Origin of the sequence: Pseudalkalibacillus sp. A8 (assembly GCF_045920555.1) — a bacterium.
Taxonomy (GTDB): Bacteria; Bacillota; Bacilli; order Bacillales; family Fictibacillaceae; genus Pseudalkalibacillus.
This window is the reverse complement of sequence record NZ_CP174509.1, coordinates 5,380,759-5,401,470: the sequence shown is the minus strand read 5'-3', so window position 1 is coordinate 5,401,470 and position 20,712 is coordinate 5,380,759. Positions and strand designations below refer to the sequence as shown.

Below are 20,712 nucleotides of genomic sequence, written 5' to 3'. Positions count from 1 at the left end.
GAAAGACTACTACAAGTTTATTTCAATCTTAAAATGGACATAGAAAGGGAGATTCATAATGGTTACCCAACAGCCAAAAGTGAAAAAAGTAGTTTCGAATGAAGAAATGGAGAAAAATTGGATTGTCCGCTTTGACAAATTAAAATCAAAGGCGATTCCACTAATGTTTATCGACAGCATAATCCCAGGGCACCAACGCCTAAACTATGCTTTAATTGGTGATACGGCGAGTGAAAATGATAAATATTCACCTGAGATTACAGAGCCACACGGATTTCAAATCGGAATGGTAAAAGCACCTCCGGGAAATGGACCCGCCTATCATACCCATGACTATATCGAAGCATTCCTTCCGCTTACGGGGAAATGGCGTTTCTACTGGGGGAACAGCGAGGACGAAATTGAAGGTGAAACGATTATCGATGCATGGGACATGATTTCATTGCCACCTGGATTATGGCGTGGATTTGAAAATGTTAGCAATGAGGATGCATGGTGCTTTGCAGTACTCGAGCAACATAAGGCATTCGATGGGAAAGACCCGTATTGGTCACCACAAGTGATTAAAAAGGCAGCCGAGTTCGGTTTTCATGCTGATGACACGGGAAAAATGATCAAACCGGAAAACTTCAATGAACTTGAAAAACAAATGGCAGAGAAACTACGTGCAGGGGAAAAATAATAAGGGATTTATAAAATGAAGAAAGAGCCATTATTATTGCTACCTGGCACATTGTGTGACGACAGACTTTGGGATCATCAACTTAAAAATCTAGCAGACTTTTCTGAAGTCACGGTTGGTGACCTTACAAAAGACGAATCCATAGCAGGGATGGCAAAATCAATTTTAAACAATGCACCTGAACAATTTGCACTCGCTGGTTTATCGCTTGGTGGTATTGTTGCGATGGAAGTTATTCGACAGGAACCTGAACGAATAACGAAGCTTGCTTTACTCGATTCGAATCCATATGGTCCTAAGCCCGAACAACTTAAAATATGGGACAACTTTATTACCATGATTGAGGGAGAACGATTCAGTGAGATTACTAAAAAACATCTTCTGCCAAATCTGATCCATCCTGACCGATTAAATGATAAGGAATTAACATCAGTGATTACGGATATGTCCGATCAAATCGGTCCACATGCGTATAAACGTCAATTAATGGCAGTAAAGACCCGGACTGATGCACGGGATCGATTAAAGGACATTCAGTGTCCGACTCTTCTTTTAGTCGGTCGAGATGATTGCATATGTCCCGTAGAACTGCACGAAGAAATGCTGGACCTTATACCGAATTCCCAATTAGTTGTTGTTGACCATTGTGGTCATTTAAGTAGTATGGAACGGCCGGAAGCTGTTACTCACGCATTACAGGAGTGGTTCCTAACTCATTAATCTAAAAATAGAAACAACGATTTTAGATCCCAACATAAATTCAAACCGGCCTCTAACCAGTCTGTTCGAAACTGATTAGAGGTTGGTTAGATAACAAGGAGCGATGTCCATTGGAGAATGCTGTTAAGGAAAAACTTAGTAATGGTGAAAAGGTACTTGGTAGTTTTATAGGGATTTATTCTCCCAATCTAGTAGAACTAATGGGCTATTCAGGTTTTGATTTTGTTGTCATCGATGATGAACACGGGGCTTTCAGTCACTCAGAATTGGAAAATATGATTCGTACAGCAGAATCCGTCAATGTCGTTCCGATTGTACGTGTATCCTATGATAATGCAAGCATTCAAAAAGCATTAGACCGAGGAGCCAAGGGAATCCAAGTTCCAATGGTCAATACGAAGGAGGACGCCGAAAAAGCCGTCCAAAAGTCGAAATTCCCCCCGAGGGGAACGCGAGGAGCAGCTTACTCACATCGAGCAGCACGATTTGGCAAAGACAGTGGCAGTGAATTTCTAGAGGCTTCCGATGAAAAAATACTCGTTATTCCGCACATTGAAACACTAGAAGCTGTAGAGAACTTCAAAGAAATCATGACTGTAGATGGAATTGATATGGCATTTATCGGCACTACTGATTTATCAGTCAATATGGGCTACAAATCCGAAGGTCCAAAACATCCGGAAGTTCAAAAGGTCGTTAGCGATCTATATCGAAAGGCTGCTGAGGAAAATTTTAAAATTGGGACAGTCGCTTCTGATTCGACAGGAGCACAGCGCGCCTTCTTAAAAGGCGCGAGCTATGTAGGGGTTGTAGCAATTTCGGTGATCTTAAAGTCCTTGGAACAAGTAGTCGATGCTACTCAAATAAGTTGTAAAGAAGAAGTATAATCCATTTATCTTAGTTATCACTACAGGTTGTACATAAACTAAGATGGACAACCTGTAGTATGTTTTGTTTTCAAATTGGTTTCCTTTTTATTCTTACTTCGTACAAACTTGTCTTATCCATTCGCCACTATACATGGTGTATTCATATAATATTCTCCATTTACCTTCAATAAATCTTGTAGTTGACATACTTAACCCCATTGACTTTTTATTCTCCAGAGATTTACCTGTCGGAGCTCCATATTTACTGTAACCAAGATTAGTTCCATCAAGGTAGAAATGCCTCCACAATTTATACCCTCCATGACCATCAGGTACCGCAAAGATATCAGCAAAAGTCAACTCAAGGTCTGGAAAACCTGCTAACAATTCCGTCGTGTCTTGTACAATTGCTTCAGCTCCAATGAGTTTACGTCCATTTTCCCTGGTTACTGAAACATCATTAGCATATATGTCATAAATACTGCCTATCCATTTGTAGTTATAGATCAGCGTTGTATACTGTTTAAAATAATCTACAAGACTTTCAGCATCAGTAATCTCGATACTTTTGATTTTTCCCTCTACCGTTTTCATTTCTTCATAAAGTTGATCCGATTTATACATGTCCATATCTCCCTTCATGTGTTCTTAATCTATTAAACTTGTACTTCAACTTCCTTTGATTCTTCTATTTCATCATTAATCGCTTGACACACTTGTTTAGTCTTATGCTTACTAATAGATTCTCCTGTTTTCGAACGTCCAGCTCTTAGAACACGATCCATAGTTTCTGTACTTCGTGTACCCCATTCTTCTACAACTCTCCATCTGCCATCAACTTTTTTGATTAAACACTCACAAAGATCAACACATTCATGAGGAGGGAGAGATTCCCCATTACCTAAACCATATTTACTGATTCCATTATGAGTACCAGAAAAATGAACAGCTTGTCCAAACCTAAATCCTTCCTCAGGGTTTCCAACACCATGTATCCCATAAAACTTGAATTCCATATCTGGAAATGCAGCTAAGCATGCGAGTGTGTCCTGTACAACCTGATCGACACCGACAAGGTCATTTCCACCTTCACGATGGATAATCATATCGTCATAATAAAAATCATAGATCCTTCCAACCTGCTTATACTTCCAAATAAGATGTGTATAGGCCTCAAAAAGCTCACAAACCTGTTCTACCGTCTCGAATTTGCAATTGTCAACAATATACTCTAACTTTTGTCTTTCGTTTACAATTTTATCGACATTCATAACGTTACCTCCACCTTTTAAAATGATTATGATTTGAATACATTCTGATTAGTTTCTTACGATCAAAGACATCTATCCCAATTTGTATATGAAAATCAACCATATCAATATAGACCCAATTCTCAACTAATAGATCGCCATCCCTTCTGTAGAAGTCCATTAAACGCATTGTGACTTTTTTATTTGTTGCAGGAGCCCTAACGATACATCTCCCGTATGGGTCGCATAAATACTAGGCCACCCAACAAAGGAGCAAACTTTCCTTCTGCAAAGCGTGTAATATGGTTTCCGCCTAAATAATCAGGTATTCCATCACAAAATGGTTTTGGTGATAAGTACTCTTGATACAGTTGACTGGGAAACGCCAGCCTTTTTGGCTACATCGTATGCACTAATTCTGCCCTTCATGAATCAAAACCCTTTCGTCTATTAAGAACTGATAAGAATGAATGCGGTTTCCGTAAGTCATAGCTTTAAGACTTTTGAATCCGGATTCAAAAATTCATTATAGTCAAACTTCCAGATAATCACAAACACTTTTCGCTGCGTTCAATACGTTATAGACCAAAAGAATTATATACCTCTAGCCTACTTTATAATAGGTAAAGTAGATAAAAAGTCCACCCGAAATTGGGTTGAAATTCGCTCAAGTTACAAAATAATTACGCAAGCTATGATAATATAACGAAGTCTTCGAAAAAATTTTACAAGTTTATGAATAAAGTACGCAACCCGTATGATAGGAATTTAGTATGACAACATTTAAGTTTTCTTATTTAGAAATCGTTTTATCTACGAAACCGGCTTGCATATCTTTTAGAATTAAAGCTATAAATTTAATACGTATTTAATTTAATCATTTTCTATCATTTCCGACTTACAGTTTTCTTTATTACATCTGTATAAATGACAAAACGATAATTTGTACGATAAACAACCCGATTAAGGCATAAGAGTATTTATCAACTCCACCTGGAAGGATTGAATGACCTTCTGAATCAGTTATGTTTCCTTCTGCAATAAGCTTATCCCTTTGTCCTTTAAAAGTGAATTCTTCAAATCCAGCTTTGAGATTCTCATTAAAGATTAAACTAGCAACATAACCTATAATAAGTGTGATAGTACATCCGATAGGGTAATTCCATAGCCAGTTCACTAATCCAAGTTTTCCGATGTACGTTGTAATCGCAATTCCTAATACAAAGCCGATAGCGACACCGCTGTCATTTGCTTTTTTCGTAAACATCGCTAATAAGAACATTGCCAATATGGATCCAGAGAAATAAGAAAGATAACTACCTACAGTCTTTAGTATGGATGCTGTCGTTCCACTAAAGGCCATAAGGGTAAATCCTATAAGCATAATTCCAAATGCCAATGTAAAAATCATCGAAACTTTTAAAGATGCTTGTTTTCCCTTCGTAATAAATTTCTCATAAATGTCTTTTACAAATACAGTTGTAACGGAATTTAGTACGGAGTCTATACTTGACATCGCAGCAGCAAAAATCCCAGCAATAATTAAACCTAGTACACCTACAGGAATATTATTCGCAATAAACGTGATCATGATATTATTGGAGTTATCGAACTCTTTCCCACCAAAGTATACGAAAAGCAATACTCCGAGGATCATAAATACGAAATACATAATATTCATGACAAATCCACTTATGCAAATAGACTTCTTAACTTCATTAATTGATTTCGCAGCAAACATTCGTTGTGTTTGTGTTTGGTCTGTAGCATAATATTTTAGCCACATAAATAGTCCGCCAATTAATCCTACCCAGACTCCATTTTCTAGTTTAAAATCTAAAGAAAAATCAAGGGCATCTAATTTACCTTCTTGCTTCGCGACTTTCATCGCCTCAAAAAATCCAATATCCATATTATTCAATACGATTACAATCGTTGCGATAACTCCTCCCCACAGAACAACCATTTGGATCGCATCTGTCCATATAACAGCTTTAATTCCACCTAGTAACGTGTATAAAATTGCAACCGTTACAACAATTGGAACAACCGTCGTCAACGACCACCCTGTGAATGTTTGAATCACTAATGAGGGGATAAATAAAAATGATCCAACCTGGATAACATTTGATACGATAAATCCGATAACAACAAGAAGTCTACTTTTTCCCCCTAAACGCATTTCAATATACTCATAGATTGATGTAACTTTTAAATTGTAGAAAAACGGCAAAAATATGGATAGTGTCAATAATAAAACAATTGGAATACTGAAATTCAGCATAAACGCCATTAACCCTGAACCATAAGCCCAACCTGGCCCACCTATAAATCCGTTTGCACTTACCGTTGTCGCTGCTATCGAAAGGGCTATTGGGAGTGTAGCAACTGATCTTCCACCTACAAAATAATCATCTTGCGTTTTATTTCCTTTGCTAAGATAATACCCCATAATAATGAGAGCTATCATGTATACAGCAACAATCAACATATCAATTGAACTCATAATTTCTAAGACCCCCCATATAATATACTTATTGAAAAACTTGCTAAGTAGCTTTTTGAATGCGGATTCAAAATACTTTACACGGTTCAGCCAGAATTATTGCTTATTAAATGGTTGTTGAATACGCATTCAAAATTTTGTTATTGAAGAGATGCTGCTGATACTTAATTTCTAAACTTACATCCTTTGGTCAACAGGTACTTGTGCTATTCCTAAATACGAATTTATGGTTTTATTTATACTGAATATACAACGAGAAGTAAATATAGATTTGATAAAATTTCCTAACATTTAGTTAATTATAAGGAAGCTAATAATTTTCGTGGCCCTATTGTATCTAAGTTTTCGTTTAAATTCATGTTAAATGTTTAAAGTTTAGGGTCCAATATTTGTTGAGTACGTTTAAAAATATCCAAGCCCTGTTGCTTTAACCAATAAGGTATATCAATAAACACCCAGTTTTCTGAAAGCTTGTCACCTTGACGATAATACACATCTACCACCTGCATATGAGCACGGATTTCCCCTCCTGGCAATCCAAGAAACCCGCCGATTGGTATATTAGATAAATTTGGCCAACCAAAGAAGCAAGCAAAATTGCCTTCCGCAAAGCGGCAAACATGTCCGTTAAATTTTTTGTCCTTTAGGTTGTTTCTGAAAGGGAGTTGATGCTGCTGTTGATATCTTGGGATTGTGTAGCTCGCTCCAATACCACCTGGTCCATACCAAATCATATCCTTGGCCCATGATCGCTCTAGCAGCTCAGGAGTACATCCCATCGCCCCGCTATCATTAAGCTCTGATAAATCATTCACCATTTTGTTTACAAGGTTTAAGGTTGCTACACCTTCTTCCTCTGGTGCATCCTCTAAAAGAAGTCCATCATGATTTCTTGGACCCGGATATACAAAGTATGTTCCTGTTGAAGGTGGTAGTGGATTTATTCCTGCCTGTAGCATAAATCCGATGATGTCAACAAACAGTCCTGATTGCGTAATTTTTCTATTCTCAACACAATTAAACTCGGCATATCTTAGGTTTATCATTTTTCCTGATCGTCTTACACCCATCCAATCATTGTCAAAAAGTCCCATAAAATGCCCCATGCTCATAACCCATTGTTCCCCACTAATTTCGTTCGTTCCAGCAATAAATATATCCTGACGGCGCTGCATATGTTTGAGTGAGTTCATGAGAGGAGTCCAAAATTTTTCTGCAACAGATTGAGCCCCTTGCTGCTCACGGAATGGGTAAACCCCTCTCCATAAATAATCTTCACTTGTAAATTCATACAATACACTTGATACATTTTCAGGTGTTGAATTTTCTAGAGCATCAAAATAACTTCTAACTAGCTTCTTTGCTTCTTGATATTTACTCATAGAAACCTCCAAACATTAAAAATTTGACACTCATAAAGCCAGGTAACATAGATCAAAAAATCGGCAAGTTTGTTTTTAATTGTTGTCTAAAAGTTCCAAAGTAATAATGCACTGTAATGGCTTTATTACATTTAGAAACTACAAAATCAAACAACCATTTCATGATTTCGTAAGATAACTCATTACCTTTACAATAGAACACAAACCCTGTCACTGCATATTTAATTCTTAAAACATAATTTTGAATGCGCATTCAAAATTAAAAAATATTAATACATCCACATCTCACAATTAACCCACTCTATCTAACCTAGTGTATTTTATTTATAAATAATTTTTGAAACCGCATTCAATATATGTATAATAACGAATAAAAAACAAAAAGTAAACAATTAATTCTGAAATTTCAAAGCATTTAATTAATAATTTTGTTCAAGTCGTACTACAACCTAAAGCGATTAGTATTCTCTTTAACAAGAAAAAAACAGTAATATTCCCTGCTCCTAACCCTTCAGATGATCCTCTTTTTGTAATCCGGTTGATGGTTGCTTTAAATTTGCCGGACTCATGGACACTAGGGTCGATTCCAGCGTAGGCAACCAACTTTTTTGGGTGAACAAGCTCTTACCAATTTCCAAACAACAAAAGAAAAAACAAAAGCTGACAAAAATCTAGTGAAGATTGTTGAATGGCTCCGTATACATACAACGGATAATATCTCAGTTACTTCGGTAGCAGAACAGTTCAATTACAATAAAGATTATTTATCTCACATTTTTAAGCAAAAAATCGGAATAAATATCCAAGAATATATTCATATTCTCAAAGTATCTAAAGCAAAAGATCTATTATCTTCTACAAACCTTGGTATTAAGGAGATTGCTTATACAATCGGAATTTCTGATGAAAAATATTTTATGAAGCTATTTAAGAAATACGAAAAATTAACCCCAACAGAATTTCGAAAAGCTTACTATCGGACACATTTAAATAAAGAATAAAAAAATCGAGGGGTAATATGCCCCTCATTGGTAATTAATATTTTATCTATCCCTTATTCGTTAACCTGTTCTATCAACACATTTAGTGATAAACACATTTCTATGTATCGCCATTTTAGACCCGTATATTCAGAAGTTCGTCAGCAATACTTTTTCTCATTATATTTCATTGCATTCTCACCATATCTGTTCAACCCAAGCACCATGATTTACACCACCCCATCGGGTTGGCTTTCGTCAGCCGGACTGTTACGGTAAATTCTCGCACCTATTAGCCGAGCTTATAACACGCTTTTCCTTACTAGTCAGCGTGCTATTCGACGCAGGGAGAGCCTTTAAGAGCGTTACCTCCTCATTCGGCTCCTCGACATAATCCTTCAGTTTTAGAAATCTAAAACGGCCTGACCTTTACCGAAGTTGCGTGACCACATTTCATTTAAGCCAGGAACATTTCCCACCAATTATATGGCCCGATTGTAGAATAACGTGTTTTAAACGACTTTATTCTCGTAGACTCTTCAATTAATCCGTTATTATTCAGTTGAAAACTTAGTTTATACAAAATAAAATAAGAACATACGTTCTATAATGAGGTTAAGAATTATAAGAAAGGAGGGTTACCATGATGTTGCCTGAGCATGTTGAATTGTTAAGACGACATGAAGAAGGACACGGAAAAAGCTCAAAGCCTTTCCTTGATGAACAGCAATATAATGAATTTAACGAGTTAATATTAGAAGCAATGGAAGTAAATCGCACCTTGGAATTTTCTTATTATGATAGGGGGTCTATAAAACAGTTCGTAGGTAGTGTTCATTACTTTGATGAAATAGGAAAAGAACTTAGAATTTTTGATTTAGATAGGGCCATACAAGGATAACAACCAACCTCTCTTAGCTATAAATATTGGCAGTGAAAGCGACCGTAATCAGAAATAATTTTATTTCCATTTCCAAAAATACTTCCGGTTACGCTTGTGTAAATGCTTTCATTATACTGATTAGATATTGGAGGGATATTTTACGATATGCAACATTTAAAAAAGGAAGAATTAGATCAATGTGATAAATGTATGAGAAGAGGAAGGGCTAAAAACCTAAAGAAGCTCCCAAAAGATATAGATAATAACCAACAAATGAAATATTGTCCACGTTGTTATCCGGAAATGGAAAAAGAGATCCGCAAACTTTGGTGGAATCAAGGCAAGAAAAATATAATTTAATTTCAAATCAATAATTCATAAACACAAGTGTAAATGCAAGTGAAAACAAAAGCGTTTCCGGATGCGAAATAGTTGATACATCCGAAAATACAAATATAATTGCTTCCGTAAACTTAATAAAAGTTAAAGATGAAAAAGTAAAAGTTGATAAGATTAACCGTTGTTACAATTCCCCCTCTCCTTTATGGGAGGGGGCTTTTGAATTAGTTCCAAATGTTAGTTTTAAAATAATTCCTACAAACATTACTCCATTCCATTTTCAATGTAGTCTAAAATTTTTATGATTGCTTCCTGACGTTCACCTCTAATAAATTTAACGATAAAACGGCAGTAAATCTGCAGAAAACACCGCATCTTCTAAATCGAATGGATCGGCTTTTCCGTCACCATTTGCATCTATGCCATATCCTCCATATCCTTTAATGAAGTGGGCCGAGTTTCCGGATCAACTCACTTTTAATCAATTTCGACTTGAAGAACAGTCTGCGATTGGAGAAAAACAGCTTAATGTATTAAAGGAGTTATCTTGGAATGTTTCACACTGATCATGATGGGACCCACTGGGGTTGGTAAAACACACTTATCAACAGCACTCGGTATCCACGCAATTGAGCGTGGATACCAGGTGTCGTTTATTTCAATGGAACGATTGATTTATATATTGAAATCTAGGGAGTACATCAGCAAATCTAAAACCCGGTATAAGCGCATCATGAATTCAGAATTGATTATTATCGATGATGTCATGTACATGGCATATGAACCTCAAGATGCCCATTTATTCTTTCAATTTATCTACGATATGTATGATAAAGCAGCATTTATTCTTATATCAAATAAGGGGCCGAACGAATGGGGAAAGTTTTTAGGAGACACGACGCTTACAACAGCTATATTGGATCGTTTACTTCACCGAAGTGAAATTTTGACGTTCAGTGAGAAACAAAACAGCATCCGCATGAAATACCGAAAGGTATTGTTTGAAGGCCAAAGTGTTGATTCTTAATTATCGAAAACTGTTAAATCTTAATTACTGAAAACTGTTGATTTCTACTTGACGGTTACATGGGACTTTGCTGGTGTAAATATAAAGAATTAAAGGAAATGAATGATAACGGGTTTTCATATCGATTACTGTCAGTAGAAGATTACCTTAATGTTTATAAAAAAACATCAAAAGATGGTTATAGAAGAACTAAGAATAATAATAAAGACATTAAGAAAATAGAGATACTAGAAACCCTTTTACATTAAATTGTATTACTCCAGAAAAGGGGGATTTCTGATTTAGGATGGTAAAAAATGAAAAATAGAAAAGTATTAAAAAAGTTGTTTTTACTATAATATGTTTTGAGTTTATTTGTATTAGTTGTAGGTTGTGCTCAAGAAGAATCAGTGGAGAATATTAATTCGGAAGACTTGAAAATGAAACATTGGTATCAAATGGATGAGAAAAGAAAATATAACTTTGTAAAAGAATCGATGGATGAGGAAAAATATATATATCTTCAAGCGGAGAAGAAGAGTATATTAACGTTCATATAAAATTTATGGATGTAGATTTTAGAAGATACAAGGATCAAGAAAAAAATTTAAGAGGTGCAGTTATAAACTATTTGCAAAAATTTAAAAATAGACGAGGAATAATGAATTTGTTGTTATTCAAGAAACGGGCGCTTATCTTGAATAAGGAAGCACCCATTCTGCATTGGGCGCGTAGATTGACATAGGATGGAGAATAGTTCTTCAGGAAATATACCTTATTTCACCTTTTCGGGATGGGTAAAACCACCCAGAATACAGAAGACCATCCCAATGATTAGTAAAAGATAGTGTTAATACCTAAAATGTATTAAGCACTTTTTTTGGATTGTGCTTTTCTTTTTCCCCAAGGTTTCAAATAGGAAATGATAACAAGGAAAAGTAAAATCGCAAGACAGGTGGCAATCCCAATAAACAGTATCATACGATTGTCAATGTAGGCTTGGTTTTGTAAAGGATGTAAATCCAAAGCAAATATTTCTGGGAAAGTATTGTGGATTCTTGCCACCTACTTCCAAAGAAGAAAATCGAAAAAAAACAGTTGAATAGAAACTAGTTAGCTAAATTACTATGAAAATCCGTCCAATACCCATTGATGTGCATCCGGATGATAAAGCAGTTCCAAATGATTAAGAGGCAAGACATCTTTTCGTTTGACTTGATTAGGGGAAGGAGCGATTCCATCGGTAAAAAGGACACTTTCTACAAATACAAGCCCATCGCTTTCCGCATCTTGCTCCCCACGTATACCATTAAAATAAGGTTGATTACCAGCTAGTACATGGACTTTGATCTGGCTATCAATCGGTGAAGACAGCAGTTTCTCTATTAAATGATCTCCTTCCCGGATTGCAGCGTCGATGCCCCTGGAATGAAGAAGAATATTTTGTCCACCATAGTATAAGGTTTTAGACTGAATCTGAACGGGGTATTTATCGTCCCAGCGATACAGGAGCTGACAGGAACCCGGAAACACACCACCATCACGATAAATGCTTCGCTCCGTCGTATCTAGGTAAAGACCATAATACATGATAGAATCACAAGCAATCGGGGCATTTATTCCCATCTCAATGACGGACCAATTAGGGAAGACATGCCGGAAGGGGAAATCCAATCCGCGATTTGGTGTCCCCAACATTATATACCGTTCCACTTCCCCTTGATATTGCGCATCCAACGAACTGCAGAGTCCTGCCAAATAGATCCATACAGGTACTCCTCCTTTACTATGGGCAATCAAATCGACTTTATCTGTGTGGGCCACATCCTTGATCCGTCGAATGATGTTTGATAATTGAATCGCTTGCTGCCAGTTATCGCCATGGCAATGAGCAAAGCTCACCGCAAATACATCTTTTCCTGACGATGATAACGAATAGAGAAGCCCTTTTTCCTGATGCAAAGATTCGCACCAGGACAGATTTGCATGATGTCCGGCACCATGGACAAGCAAAACTGGGTTTTGATGTACTTCCTTTAATGCAGGCAAGTAATGAAGAAGTACATCATTCGAAGCCGGTTGCGAGGACCCAAAATGCCGAATGATCTCCTCATCCTTACATTCAATTTCCGGAATAAATTTCTCTTGAGTTAACCGATCTTGATACCCTCTAATTCGTTCTGTCCATTCCCAGTATTTACTGTCATGAAATCTTTCCATCACCTGATAAGGAAGATCAGTTTGGGTTGATGTCATCGAAGGGGAGGGTAGGACAGGTTCATTGTCGATCATACCAAGAGTATGGTTAGCAGACTCAAGCTGTTCATATTCTATGTCCTTCTGTTCCTCCTGTCCTAAGGGCAGCAATTTTTTTATTCTTTTTTTTATCTTTTTCCAAAGGGACACACTCATTCCACCCCAATGTTCGGAGTTGAAAATACTACTCTAAGGAATTTCTAGAAATTAAGTAGTATTAACAGACCCCACTTATTTTCAGACTACGTTCAAAAAACGGTAAGCTTATAGCTGTATGACATCAAATTCCGTTCCGTTAGAGTTCCAATAAGAAAAAGCTAAAAATTTATTTCTTTTTTAAATTTTTTAAAAGGTTTTAAGCTTTTTAAACTAATATTAAAAAACGTTGAATCGAGCATTTTTATATCTATTTGCTCGACATTGTTAGTTTAACATTACTTTCCGTTAGTCTCAAAAATTCAGGATGTAGAGGGGCAAAAAGCAATTAATAGATTTAAATGAGCTTTTCCGAGAACAATACCTCTGTGAAAGATCGGGAACTTATAATTTCCATGCACCAGTGCAAGCTTGTTATAAAGCGTGGACGGATCCGAATATTCAGTTTTGGGTTCTGTTCATGATATCATTTCTGTTCCCGATGAAGTTTCATTAATGAAGATACCTGGTTGAAGTCTTTCAGATGTTTAAAAAGGCTAGTCAAGTTATTTTATTAAAGGGCTATTAATGGAATAAGACTTCCAATCAAAAATGGATTTTAGACTAGATGGAGGGACAGAATCTGAGATTGTGACAGAAATAGATAAAATTAAGCAAAAAGAGCTTGTCATTCCAAATCCGCTTTGGAATGCAATTGTAAATACTCCTGGATGGTTTCCGGGGATACTGTATAACTAAAAACGAATTAATATTAAATGTTTAATGATGATTTTAAACCTCTCAGTCCTTAAAAAGATAGAGAGGTTTTTATTTAAGGTCCTCGCTTTCTCAATCCTCAAACTAAAGAAATAGAATGATCCAGTCCTTATGACCCATCACTAATTACCTGTATAAATAACCAGTGTACTAAACCATGTAAAACCTGCGTGAATATTTTGTAAATCAAATTGATTAGTTAACGAGTAAAAGTATAATGAAACAGGACGCGTTCGGTAAATAGGTTGGAAGGTTGAAAAGATTTAAACAAAGCTTTACCCCATAAAATTTAAAAGGAGTTTTTGAGAAAATGAAATTGAAAAAATTATTTTTACTAGGTTTAATCGCTTCTGTAATAGCACCGGTACAGCAAGTAGGAGCAGCATCTTCTAATCCGATTACTACCCAAGAAAGCAAGTCTTTTGAGCAGATTCACTCGGAGTTGCTCGACCATAGTGACGATGCACCACTCATGATCATGGGTCACAGAGGTCAATGGCGTGAATATCCGGAGAACTCGCTGGCAGCAATCAATGAGGCTATCGAGGACGGTACTGAAGTTGTGGAAATAGATGTCCACCTGACTGCTGATGGTGTACCTGTATTAATGCATGATACGACTGTGGATCGGACTACCAATGGTACGGGGAAGGTTTCTGACCTCACACTTGCACAAATTAAGGATCTTCGTCTCAGGGAAGGTCTCGGAGGTAAAACGGCAGAACTGACGGAGCACGCAATTCCAACGCTTGAGGAGGTTATGCTTGCAGTAAAGGACCGCGCAATCATAAACCTGGATAAGGGTTGGAAAATCCGGGAGGAAATGTATGAGGTTCTTGTTAAAACGGACACAGTTGATCATGGTTTGTTCAAGGGCAGCCCAAATGTAGAAGAGGCGGCTGAATTTATGGCAAAAGATCCAGAAATTCTGTATATGCACATTATCAACGATAACAGCGCCAATACTGTAGGAACGTTCCCGGGTCGTCAGCCGGTGGGCTACGAAATCGTCTTTGATAATCTTTTAGATCCGCAGATTCAGCCTGAGAAAGTACGCCAAATTAAAGAAAACAGCAGGGTCTTAGTAAATGTAATGTGGAATGGCCTTGCTGCAAAATACACAGATGAGGCTTCACTAAGAGATGTGGATCTTGGATGGAAGGCCGTAACAAAGCTTGGGGTAAATATGATGCAGACTGATAATATCGAAGCGCTTGATTACTGGCGTGACGGAGGCAACATGGAGCACTGGGAGTTCCAAAACGGAAACCGCACAGTACGGGTTCAGGCTGAGGACCAACTGGACGGTCGACAAGGTGTCGATGTCTCCGATATTGATGGAGCGATTGCTGTAAGCCATAACGTGGATGGTGAGTGGGCAAAATACGAAGTGAATATTCAGAAGCCAGGGTTATATAAAATCTCTGGCAGAGTTTCTGCAGCCGCAGCCCCGGCCGGTACCATCACTTTGGATTGGGCTGGCGAATCAAGCGGGGAGATCAAGCTGAAAAATACGACTCATCAACGTGCATTCGAGCTTCAGGAATGGGAGTACCGCTACTTGGAGAAAGGCACTCACACGTTTACTGTCAATGTTTTGGGCACTGGTTCATACAACCTTGATTACATTCAGTTTGATTTGCAGTAGTTTAGTGTCACCGTCCGAAAATATGTTGAGATTTGCAAAATTGGAAGGAGAGTTTTCTGATATCAGCCTTACCTTTCATAAAAAAATAGACCCTTGCCACAGTGTGGTAAGGGTCCTCTTATAATATGTTTTTAAACTGACTTTACTTTTCGCTCCATGGTTTGCTCTTTGTCGCGGCGGTCATCGATCCTCTTTTTTATGGAATAATGTTCATAAAAATAGACATAAAAACAACTCTTAAAGTAAATATATTTTTTCTACCGTGATTTAATTTTGAATAATGATCTAGATCTAATAACTACAGTTTTAGCAATGGTTAAAAGGGGCCTAAAATAAAAAAGCCCTTGAGACAGGGCTTTAATTAATAAGTTTTCCTATTCCTTTTACCATTTTCCATCTTCCACTTATCTTTTGAACGTCATAAACGATATTATATCTATGTTCTTCTATATAGTCTCGTGTATTTACAGCGTTAAAGTATTCAACAATCATTTTTTGATCTTAGCGTAGGATTTTTAATTCCCAACTTCCAATGCTTCTGAGTAAGATGGATCCAAGACTTTTGCAGCTTCTAAGGAAACCGGCATCCGGCCATCATTTGCGATTATAACGATGAAATTCAATAATACACCAACAAGTATCAGCTGAACGCCAAACCCCAATTTGCGATTCACCCATAAAAAAACAAGCCCGACAATATATACCCCTATGAATATAAAGGCACTGATCGAACTCAACCAATCCATCTTCGCTTGAAACAGGAAAACACCGATTTGCAGAAAGAGGATGGTAGGGAGAAGACCCAACCATATTTTATTTTCAACTGAGAGAACCGTGTGAATGACCCCTCCTTAACACCCTTTCGGGATGTTTGAAGAAGGGGCTTCCTGTTTCGCAGACCGTTGCGTAGAGGGGTTTCCCACTACGTCTTACATAATCTCCATAGGCGTAGATTATACTGTTCGGACACAACCTTGCCCTACAGTTCGTATGATTCAGTTTGTTACAAGTAATTCTTCTAATGCTTTTTGTAGGATGTTTCGTGCTGCGTTTTGGTCTCTATCCAACACTGTTCCGCATTTTGTACAAATATGAGTACGAATAGAAAGTGACTTCTTTACACGATTCCCACAATAGGAACAGTCTTGAGAAGTGTATTTTGGTTCTACTTTTTTCAGTAGTCCTCCATGCTTTTCGCATTTATACAAAAGCATGTTTCGGAACATTCCCCAACCTGCATCCGAAATGGATTTCGATAACTTTCTATTTCTGACCATGCCGCAGATATTTAGATTTTCTACAGCGACAACAGAATAATCTTTTGACAGGTTGTAACTTAGCTTGTGAAGAAAATCTCTGCGCTGGTTTGCGACTTTCTCGTGTAAAGAACGAACCTTTTGTACTTGTTTGATGTAGTTGAGAGAGCCTTTTTTCTTCTTAGAAAGAGTACGCTGTGCCTTCTTTAGTTGTTTCTCTTTCTTACGAAGAAATCTTGGGTTTTTAATCTCTAACCCATTAGAAAGGACCGCATACTTATTAAGTCCAACGTCAATTCCTATTGCACGATTCGTATCAATAGAAGGTGGTAATGCTTGTCTTTCGACACAAAAAATCGCATACCATTTCTTTCCTTGACGTTTGATAATAAGTTGTTTAATTGTTCCTCCTAATGGTCTATGAAGCAAGATATCTATTTCACCTAGCTTTTTATTGTATATCTTACCATTATCAGAAAAGGACATAGCATAACGATGTATTCCATTTGGTTTGAAACCGAATTGAGGGAAAGTCATACTATTATAATCTTTATACTTTTTCTGTTTTGGATATTTTGCATCTTTACGAAAGAAGCTTTCAAACGCTTTTTGTAGACGCACAAAGACTTCCTGTAAAGGCTGGGAAGGTACTTCTTTTAGAAAAGGATATTTCTTTTTATCTAGTGTTTGTTGGTTTTGCATATCATAACGACTGTAATTTTCTTTGTTTTGTTTATATTTCCGTTCTTTATCTAAAAGAGCAGAATTATAGGTTTGACGACAATATTGTAACCAACGTTCCAGTATTTCTTTTTGTTCTTCTGTTGGATAGATTTCATATTTTTGATTTAGCAACATTGTCACCACCTCCAATTGTTTATGTGGATAATTATACCAAGAAGAGATGATGGGAACAAGCGTTTGGATTACAGCAACCGAAATTCATCCCCTCCCTATCCTTGAGCTACGCCCTTCACAGGCTTGAGGAAGGGGAATTCTTTCGGAATTTGTTAAAATTCCCTTTTCTTAAAAGACCGATCAAGATTGCTGCAAGGATGCCGTCATATACCATAAAAGTGCGCCTTACCTATAAGATAAATTGCTCGCTTTTTCGTATATATCGACAGGAGAATACTAGTTTTAATATGTAATTTTGACCAATGGTTTTCTTCAAAATAAAAACACAGAACCATATCGGCTCTGATTCACATCATATTCAAGTAAAATTATATGAAAATAATAACGCTTTCATTCCTGGAAAACCAAAGTCAAGAGGTTCATCTATCATAAAAAAACACCTAGTCCAATTCGCCTACTCGATTCAAAAACTGGACAAAATGCAGACCAAAATCTTTTCATTCCCCGTTAGTTAAGGACTAACTTTACTCCCTTTTTACAAAAAATATTAATAAATCCCTATTAATGACAGGGATGCCTTGCTATAATACATTTGACATCGACAAATTTTTTTTAGAAACACGGGGGATATTTATGGAAGAAACGATAAGCTTAAAGGAGATATTTTCGACATTAATGAAAAGGATAAAGCTGATCCTATTGATCACATTAGTGGCAACCGCCATCAGCGGACTCGTCAGCTATTTCCTATTGACACCAATCTACCAATCTTCTTCACAGATTCTTGTCAATCAATCAAATGCTGAGCAACAATCATTTGATATTAATCAAGTGCGAACGAACGTGGAAATGATCAATACATATCGTGTGATTATCAAGAGTCCGACCATTTTAGAACAGGTCATCAATGAACTTGATTTAGATATGAATGTTTCCCAACTAGCCAATAACATCACGGTTAAAACCGAACAAAATTCACAGGTTTTTACTATCGTAGTAGAAAACCCGAATCCATTGACAGCAGTGAATATAGCAAACACCCTCGGGGAGACTTTCCAAAAAGAAATAAAAGAAATTATGAGTGGCAATAACGTAAAAATGCTTTCCGAGGCTGAAGTGCCAGATAACCCTTCACCAGTCAATCCTAAACCATTATTGAACATGGCGATTGCGTTGGTGGTCGGGTTGATGGCTGGAGTAGGATTAGCATTTCTACTAGAATACTTGGATAACACGATTAAAACAGAACAAGATATTGAAAGTTTATTAGACTTGCCTGTCATCGGCGTTGTTCCAGAAATGAATGAAGAGCAGTTCCATCAGAAAAGTCGATTAACAAAGACGGGGTAAGGAGAGAGATTTTTTGAAACGTAGACAAAAACAAGCCGTTCGTGATTTCATAGAACGAAGTCTGATTACACATTATAATTCCAAGTCACCGATTTCAGAACAATACCGGACGATCCGGACGAATATACAATTTTCGTCAGCTGATAGCGAATATCGCACAATGATGGTCACTTCTTCAGGACCGGGAGAAGGAAAATCAACAACTACGGCTAACTTGGCAGTCGTACTTTCGCAACAAGGGAAAAAAGTGTTGCTTGTCGATGCTGATTTGAGGAAACCGACAGCCCATTACACATTCCGTGTCAGTAATGCACAAGGGATCACCAATGTATTGACGAAGCAAATCCCGCTTACAGAAGGGTGCAGACAAACAGAAGTGGAAAACCTTTCTGTACTACCGAGTGGACCGATTCCGCCCAATCCTGCTGAATTGTTAGGATCAAGAATGATGAAAGAAATGATAAAAGAAGCATTAGAGGCATATGATGTCGTTCTTTTTGATACACCACCGGTACTTGCGGTAACGGATGCACAGGTCCTTGCAAACATATGTGATGGGGTCGTACTTGTAGTCGGAAGCAGTGTCACTGAAAAAGAAGCTGCACTCAAGTCGAAGGAATTACTGGAAGCGGCTAAAGCGAAGCTGTTGGGCGTAGTTTTGAACCGGAAGAAAATGAAAAAGGGACAATATTATCACTACTATGGGTCTTAAAGCATGAAAAATAAGGCTTGAATGTCTGAAGCGAGCATGTCAGACATAAATCGACGTAGACAGCCCAAAAATTAAATGGGACGAATATCATAAAAAGAACCGGATTCCCCATTATCCGACATTCTTTGCTATTGATTCCAAATTTAGTTATGGTAAGATAACGAATGTAGCCATTTTTTGTGATTGGGAATAAATAGTAATAGAGTGAAAGGTTTTATTATAATAATTTAGTAGTAAACTAAGAGGGGTGTTGCTGATGATTGACATACACTGTCATATATTGCCTGGGGTCGACGATGGTGCTGCTAATTTGGAGCATAGTTTAGAAATGGCTAAAAAAGCCGTCGATGAAGGAATTACGACAATTATTGCAACACCTCATTATAATGCGCATTTCCAAAACAGCCGTTCTTCTATCGAACAAGCTGTAACAAAGTTAAATGATGTATTGCAGGAAGAAGGGATCAACCTGCAGATTTTGCCTGGACAAGAACCACGAATTAACGCGGAACTATTGGAACAACTAAAAAACCAAGAAATTTTGACACTATGCAATCAAAATAAGTATGTACATATCGAGTTGCCTTCAAATCATATACCAAAATATACACAATCTTTACTCTATGAGATCCAAATCCAAGGAATTACACCGATTATCGTACATCCTGAACGCAATGTTGAAATCATTGAAAATCCTGATGTGCTATTTGATCTAGTAAATGAAGGTGTACTGACACAAGTAACAAGTAGTAGTTTAATAGGGAATTTCGGCAAAAACATCCAGAAGTTTTCCTATCAACTGATCGAACATGACTTGACGCACTTCATCGCTTCTGATGCTCATAATATTTCGAGTCGAGCGTTCCATTTACGGGGGGCATACGAACAAGTCGAAAAGGAATTCGATATCAAAACACGGTATCAATTACAAGAAAATCCGGTGCTGCTCATCAATGGTGAAACGATCATGACGAATCCACCAAAACCAATCAAGAAAAAACGCTTCTTAGGGATATTTTAACGATAATAATAATTACCAAATACACTCGGCGATGTCTCCTTGCCGCTATCAACGGAGGCACTCGGCCGTGCTGTGGGTCCAG

General features: G+C 37.2%; 19 protein-coding genes and 2 pseudogenes. 12 read left to right on the top strand and 9 right to left on the bottom strand.

Features of this window, described 5'->3' with window-relative positions; all coding sequences use genetic code 11:
- Window positions 1–58 precede the first annotated feature (58 nt).
- The 3 genes from ACJROX_RS27085 to ACJROX_RS27075 all read left to right on the top strand — a co-directional run bounded on the left by ACJROX_RS27085 (window position 59) and on the right by ACJROX_RS27075 (window position 2,289).
- On the top strand, window positions 59–682 hold the full coding sequence (locus ACJROX_RS27085; RefSeq protein ID WP_408008291.1) for a cupin domain-containing protein: 624 nt from the start codon (window positions 59–61) through the stop codon (window positions 680–682).
- A 15-nt stretch (window positions 683–697) separates the two neighbouring features.
- Window positions 698–1,402, top strand: coding sequence for an alpha/beta fold hydrolase (locus ACJROX_RS27080; protein ID WP_408008290.1), 705 nt, complete (start codon window positions 698–700; stop codon window positions 1,400–1,402).
- A gap of 110 nt (window positions 1,403–1,512) precedes the next feature.
- Window positions 1,513–2,289 carry an HpcH/HpaI aldolase family protein gene (locus tag ACJROX_RS27075; protein WP_408008289.1) on the top strand — a complete coding sequence of 259 codons (777 nt, stop codon included), beginning with the start codon at window positions 1,513–1,515 and terminating at the stop codon, window positions 2,287–2,289.
- A 93-nt stretch (window positions 2,290–2,382) separates the two neighbouring features.
- Here ACJROX_RS27075 and ACJROX_RS27070 read toward each other — a convergent pair whose 3' ends face one another.
- From ACJROX_RS27070 to ACJROX_RS27045, 6 genes and pseudogenes are all read right to left on the bottom strand, one after another.
- Complete coding sequence (locus ACJROX_RS27070) at window positions 2,383–2,913, bottom strand: hypothetical protein (protein WP_408008288.1); 531 nt, start codon at window positions 2,911–2,913, stop codon at window positions 2,383–2,385.
- A 14-nt stretch (window positions 2,914–2,927) separates the two neighbouring features.
- Window positions 2,928–3,542, bottom strand: a complete 615-nt coding sequence (locus ACJROX_RS27065; RefSeq protein WP_408008287.1) for a hypothetical protein — start codon at window positions 3,540–3,542, stop codon at window positions 2,928–2,930.
- A gap of 312 nt (window positions 3,543–3,854) precedes the next feature.
- Window positions 3,855–3,950, bottom strand: coding sequence for a LacI family DNA-binding transcriptional regulator (locus ACJROX_RS27060; RefSeq protein ID WP_408008286.1), 96 nt, complete (start codon window positions 3,948–3,950; stop codon window positions 3,855–3,857).
- Between the two features lie 484 nt (window positions 3,951–4,434).
- Window positions 4,435–6,027: a sodium:solute symporter family transporter gene (locus tag ACJROX_RS27055; RefSeq protein WP_408008285.1), complete on the bottom strand. Its 1,593-nt coding sequence runs from the start codon at window positions 6,025–6,027 to the stop codon at window positions 4,435–4,437.
- Window positions 6,028–6,395: 368 nt separating this feature from the next.
- Window positions 6,396–7,409 (bottom strand): hypothetical protein, encoded by a 1,014-nt coding sequence (locus ACJROX_RS27050; protein ID WP_408008284.1) that lies wholly within the window; start codon window positions 7,407–7,409, stop codon window positions 6,396–6,398.
- Between the two features lie 513 nt (window positions 7,410–7,922).
- Window positions 7,923–8,024 (bottom strand): annotated as a pseudogene (locus tag ACJROX_RS27045) (transposase); the annotation flags it as partial.
- A 59-nt stretch (window positions 8,025–8,083) separates the two neighbouring features.
- Between ACJROX_RS27045 and ACJROX_RS27040 the strand changes: the two are divergent.
- The 4 genes from ACJROX_RS27040 (at window position 8,084) to ACJROX_RS27025 (ending at window position 10,638) form a co-directional block, all read left to right on the top strand.
- The gene (locus ACJROX_RS27040; protein WP_408011803.1) at window positions 8,084–8,410 is read left to right on the top strand and encodes a helix-turn-helix domain-containing protein; all 327 of its coding nucleotides are present in this window, start codon (window positions 8,084–8,086) and stop codon (window positions 8,408–8,410) included.
- A gap of 622 nt (window positions 8,411–9,032) precedes the next feature.
- Window positions 9,033–9,290: a YolD-like family protein gene (locus ACJROX_RS27035; RefSeq protein ID WP_408008283.1), complete on the top strand. Its 258-nt coding sequence runs from the start codon at window positions 9,033–9,035 to the stop codon at window positions 9,288–9,290.
- A gap of 147 nt (window positions 9,291–9,437) precedes the next feature.
- Window positions 9,438–9,632 (top strand): hypothetical protein, encoded by a 195-nt coding sequence (locus ACJROX_RS27030; RefSeq protein ID WP_408008282.1) that lies wholly within the window; start codon window positions 9,438–9,440, stop codon window positions 9,630–9,632.
- Window positions 9,633–10,158: 526 nt separating this feature from the next.
- Entirely contained in the window at window positions 10,159–10,638 is a 480-nt protein-coding gene (locus ACJROX_RS27025; protein WP_408008281.1) for an ATP-binding protein, read from the top strand.
- 1,104 nt (window positions 10,639–11,742) lie between these two features.
- On the opposite strand, the gene ACJROX_RS27020 is transcribed toward ACJROX_RS27025, so the two are convergent.
- Window positions 11,743–13,023: an esterase/lipase family protein gene (locus ACJROX_RS27020; RefSeq protein WP_408008280.1), complete on the bottom strand. Its 1,281-nt coding sequence runs from the start codon at window positions 13,021–13,023 to the stop codon at window positions 11,743–11,745.
- Between the two features lie 618 nt (window positions 13,024–13,641).
- On the opposite strand from ACJROX_RS27020, the pseudogene ACJROX_RS27015 reads away from it, so the two are divergent.
- Window positions 13,642–13,767 (top strand): annotated as a pseudogene (locus ACJROX_RS27015) (NADH-dependent flavin oxidoreductase); the annotation flags it as partial.
- Window positions 13,768–14,095: 328 nt separating this feature from the next.
- A complete protein-coding gene (locus ACJROX_RS27010) occupies window positions 14,096–15,433 on the top strand; it encodes a glycerophosphodiester phosphodiesterase family protein (RefSeq protein ID WP_408008279.1) in 1,338 nt (445 codons plus the stop codon).
- A gap of 515 nt (window positions 15,434–15,948) precedes the next feature.
- Here ACJROX_RS27010 and ACJROX_RS27005 read toward each other — a convergent pair.
- A complete protein-coding gene (locus ACJROX_RS27005; protein WP_408008278.1) occupies window positions 15,949–16,239 on the bottom strand; it encodes a DUF5317 family protein in 291 nt (96 codons plus the stop codon).
- 189 nt (window positions 16,240–16,428) lie between these two features.
- Complete coding sequence (locus ACJROX_RS27000) at window positions 16,429–17,547, bottom strand: RNA-guided endonuclease InsQ/TnpB family protein (RefSeq protein WP_408008277.1); 1,119 nt, start codon at window positions 17,545–17,547, stop codon at window positions 16,429–16,431.
- A gap of 633 nt (window positions 17,548–18,180) precedes the next feature.
- On the opposite strand from ACJROX_RS27000, the gene ACJROX_RS26995 reads away from it, so the two are divergent.
- The 3 genes from ACJROX_RS26995 to ACJROX_RS26985 all read left to right on the top strand — a co-directional run bounded on the left by ACJROX_RS26995 (window position 18,181) and on the right by ACJROX_RS26985 (window position 20,630).
- Window positions 18,181–18,897 (top strand): YveK family protein, encoded by a 717-nt coding sequence (locus tag ACJROX_RS26995; protein WP_408008276.1) that lies wholly within the window; start codon window positions 18,181–18,183, stop codon window positions 18,895–18,897.
- A gap of 13 nt (window positions 18,898–18,910) precedes the next feature.
- The gene (locus tag ACJROX_RS26990) at window positions 18,911–19,609 is read left to right on the top strand and encodes a CpsD/CapB family tyrosine-protein kinase (protein ID WP_408008275.1); all 699 of its coding nucleotides are present in this window, start codon (window positions 18,911–18,913) and stop codon (window positions 19,607–19,609) included.
- Window positions 19,610–19,865: 256 nt separating this feature from the next.
- A complete protein-coding gene (locus ACJROX_RS26985) occupies window positions 19,866–20,630 on the top strand; it encodes a tyrosine-protein phosphatase (RefSeq protein ID WP_408008274.1) in 765 nt (254 codons plus the stop codon).
- The last annotated feature ends 82 nt before the right edge of the window (window positions 20,631–20,712 follow it).

Excerpts from the sequence above, each read along its gene's own strand:
- ACJROX_RS27060 (WP_408008286.1), bottom strand. The coding sequence starts at position 3,950 with ATGAAGGGCAGAATTAGTGCATACGATGTAGCCAAAAAGGCTGGCGTT.
- ACJROX_RS27050 (WP_408008284.1), bottom strand. The coding sequence starts at position 7,409 with ATGAGTAAATATCAAGAAGCAAAGAAGCTAGTTAGAAGTTATTTTGAT.
- ACJROX_RS27080 (WP_408008290.1), top strand. The coding sequence starts at position 698 with ATGAAGAAAGAGCCATTATTATTGCTACCTGGCACATTGTGTGACGAC.
- ACJROX_RS27085 (WP_408008291.1), top strand. The coding sequence starts at position 59 with ATGGTTACCCAACAGCCAAAAGTGAAAAAAGTAGTTTCGAATGAAGAA.
- ACJROX_RS27035 (WP_408008283.1), top strand. The coding sequence starts at position 9,033 with ATGATGTTGCCTGAGCATGTTGAATTGTTAAGACGACATGAAGAAGGA.
- ACJROX_RS27070 (WP_408008288.1), bottom strand. The coding sequence starts at position 2,913 with ATGAAGGGAGATATGGACATGTATAAATCGGATCAACTTTATGAAGAA.
- ACJROX_RS27030 (WP_408008282.1), top strand. The coding sequence starts at position 9,438 with ATGCAACATTTAAAAAAGGAAGAATTAGATCAATGTGATAAATGTATG.
- ACJROX_RS27010 (WP_408008279.1), top strand. The coding sequence starts at position 14,096 with ATGAAATTGAAAAAATTATTTTTACTAGGTTTAATCGCTTCTGTAATA.
- ACJROX_RS26985 (WP_408008274.1), top strand. The coding sequence starts at position 19,866 with ATGATTGACATACACTGTCATATATTGCCTGGGGTCGACGATGGTGCT.
- ACJROX_RS27065 (WP_408008287.1), bottom strand. The coding sequence starts at position 3,542 with ATGAATGTCGATAAAATTGTAAACGAAAGACAAAAGTTAGAGTATATT.
- ACJROX_RS27000 (WP_408008277.1), bottom strand. The coding sequence starts at position 17,547 with ATGTTGCTAAATCAAAAATATGAAATCTATCCAACAGAAGAACAAAAA.
- ACJROX_RS27055 (WP_408008285.1), bottom strand. The coding sequence starts at position 6,027 with ATGAGTTCAATTGATATGTTGATTGTTGCTGTATACATGATAGCTCTC.
- ACJROX_RS26995 (WP_408008276.1), top strand. The coding sequence starts at position 18,181 with ATGGAAGAAACGATAAGCTTAAAGGAGATATTTTCGACATTAATGAAA.